General features: G+C 76.3%; 1 protein-coding gene. It reads left to right on the top strand.

Annotated features, from left to right (window positions below):
• On the top strand, positions 1 to 2,838 hold a 2,838-nt coding region (locus tag ACFWP5_RS52150; protein WP_384174429.1), incomplete at its 5' end, for a type I polyketide synthase.
• Positions 2,839 to 2,858 lie beyond the last annotated feature (20 nt).

Below are 2,858 nucleotides of genomic sequence, written 5' to 3'. Positions count from 1 at the left end.
CTCACCCACCTCCACGCCGAACACTCCCCCGCCCTCTACCTCGAACTCGGGCCGCGCCCGACACTCGCGACGCTCGCCGAACAGTCCCTGGACGGTGCGGTGGCGCAGGCCGTCCTCGATCATCGCAAGGACGACGCCACCGCGTTCCTGACCGCGCTCGCGCACACCGGGGCGCCGTCGAAGGCTCGGGCTGTCCGGCCCACGGTGCCGCTGCCGACCTACCCGTTCCAACACCGCCGCTACTGGCTGACCGGCGACGCCGCCCCCGGGACCGCGACCGGTCTCGGATTGGCCGCCGCCGGGCATCCGTTGCTCGGCGCGGCCGTCGAACTGCCCGACGAGACCGTCGTTCTCACCGGGCGGCTCTCGACGGGAACCCATCCTTGGCTGCTCGACCACGCCGTCCACGGGACGCCGCTGCTGCCCGCCGCCGCCCTCCTCGACCTGGCGCTGCACGCCGGGCGGGCCGTCGGATGCCCGGTCGTCGACGAGCTGACGCTCCTCGAAGCCGTGTTCGTCGCCACGGAGACGCCGCTCGACCTGCACCTGATCGCCGGACCGCCGGACCCGGCCGGGACGCGCCCGCTCACCGTGCGCTCCCGTCCCAGCGGCTCGGACACCCCCTGGACGGCGCACGCCACCGGCACCCTCACCTCGGTCGAGCCCGCCCCCGTGCCCGTCCCGGACGTCCCGGACGACGCGAGCCCCGTGGACGTCAGCGGGCTGTACGAGACGCTCGCCGCCCACGGCTACGACTACGGGCCCGCCTTCCAGAACCTGGCCGGGCTGAGCGAGTCCGGCGACACGCTGTACGCGACCGTCCGGCTCGGCGAGGACACCCCCACCGCAGGATTCGGCGTCCATCCGGCGCTGTTCGACGCGGCGCTGCATCCGCTGGCGCTGCGCGAGGCGTCGAACGGGGGACGGCTGCTGCTGCCGTACTCCTGGTCGGGGGTCGTCCTGCACGCGGCGGACGCGACCGAGGCGCGGGCCGTCATCGAACCGGCCGGCGGCGACGCCCACCGGATCGTCCTCGCGGGCGCCGACGGCCGGCCCGTCCTGACCGTCGGATCCCTGTCCGTCCGCGCCCTGCCCGACGGGGCCCTCGCCGGACGGCACCGCGACCCCCTCTACGAGACCGCCTGGATCCCGGCGTCGCCCTCGGCCGACCGGCAGGAATCCCCGTACGTCCTCCTGCCCGTCCCCGACGAGCCGCGCGAGCCGCTCGCCGTGGCGTCGGCCGCGCTCCCGGGGCTGCGTGACCTGCTCGACGGAGACGCCCGCATCGTCGTGGTCACCTCGGGGGCCGTCGTGGCCGGGCCGGGTGAGGACCCGCGCCTGGACCACGCGGTGCTCTGGGGCCTGGTCAGGACGGCCCAGTCCGAGCATCCCGGACGGATCGTGCTGATCGACTCCGACGGAACCGCGGCGTCCGCCGCCGCCCTCGCCTCGGCGATCGCGTCGGGCGAGCCGCAGCTCGCACTGCGGGACGGCCGTGCCCTGGTCCCCCGGCTGACGCCCCTGACCGCCGCCCCGGACGCCCCGCCGCCGCCGTTCACCCGGCCGGGCACCGTCCTGATCACCGGCGGCACCGGGGCGCTCGGCGGGCTCATCGCCGAGCACCTGGCCGTCCGGTACGGCATCCGGCGCCTCCTGCTCACCGGGCGGCGCGGCCCCGACGCCCCCGGCGCGGCGGACCTCGCCGCCCGCCTGGAGGAGCACGGCGCGCACGTGACGATCGCCGCCTGCGACGCCGCCGATCCCGGCGACCTCGCCGCGCTCCTCGCGTCGGTCCCGGCCGAGCACCCGCTCACCGCCGTGATCCACGCGGCCGGAGTGCTCCGCGACGCCCCGCTGCACGCCCAGACCGACGACCACCTCACCGACGTGTTCCGGCCCAAGATCGACGCCGCCTGGAACCTCCACCGGCAGACCCGCGACCTTGACGCCTTCATCCTGTTCTCGTCTGCCGCGGGACACCTCGGCACGCCGGGGCAGGCCAACTACGCGGCGGCCAACACCTACCTCGACGCCCTCGCCCAGCACCGCCACGCCCAGGGCCTCCCCGCCACCTCCATCGCGTGGGGGCTCTGGGACCAGGGCGGCATGGGCGGCGCTCTGTCGGCGGCGGCGCTGGCGCGGCTCGCCCGCTCCGGCATCGTCCCGCTCCCGCCCGAGCAGGGCCTCGCCCTGTTCGACGCCGCCCTCACGGCGGGCTGTCCCGTACCGGTACCGATCGGCCTCGACACGGCGGCGCTGCGGGGCTCCGACACCGAAACCCTCCCCGCCGTGCTACGGGGCCTGGTGCGGAGCCGCGCCGTCCGGCGGGCGCCCGCGGCACTCTGGACCGACCGGCTCACCGGCCGCCCCGCCGACGAGCAGGAGGGCCTGCTGGTCGGCCTCATCGGCGGGGAGGTCGCCGAGGTCCTCGGCCTCGACGGCACCGCGTCGGTCTCCCCCGACCGTGGCCTGTTCGACCTGGGCCTGGACTCGCTGACGGCGATGGACCTGCACGGCCGGCTGTCCCGGGCGACCGGGCTGAAGCTCCCGTCCACGCTGGTCTTCGACTATCCGACCCTGCTCCAGCTGGCGGGCCATCTCCGGGACGGCCTGGACTCCGGACGTCCGGACGGGACCTCGCCGCTGACGGCGCTCGCCGAGCTGGAGGCCGCTTTCGCCGACCTGCCCGACGACCCCGAGCTGCGGTCCGCCGCGGCCCGGCGGCTGCGGGATCTGGTGGACCGGCTCGGCGAACGTCCCGGGACCGGCCCGGCCGACCGGTTCAGCGGGGCCGACGACGAGGAGCTGTTCGCCTTCCTCGACGGCCCGGCCGACTGACCGCCCGGACGGACATGCGG

Source organism: Streptomyces sp. NPDC058469, assembly GCF_042721125.1.
Lineage (GTDB): Bacteria > Actinomycetota > Actinomycetes > Streptomycetales > Streptomycetaceae > Streptomyces.
The sequence above is the reverse complement of the archived record's forward strand: the minus strand, read 5'-3'. Positions and strand labels throughout refer to the sequence as shown.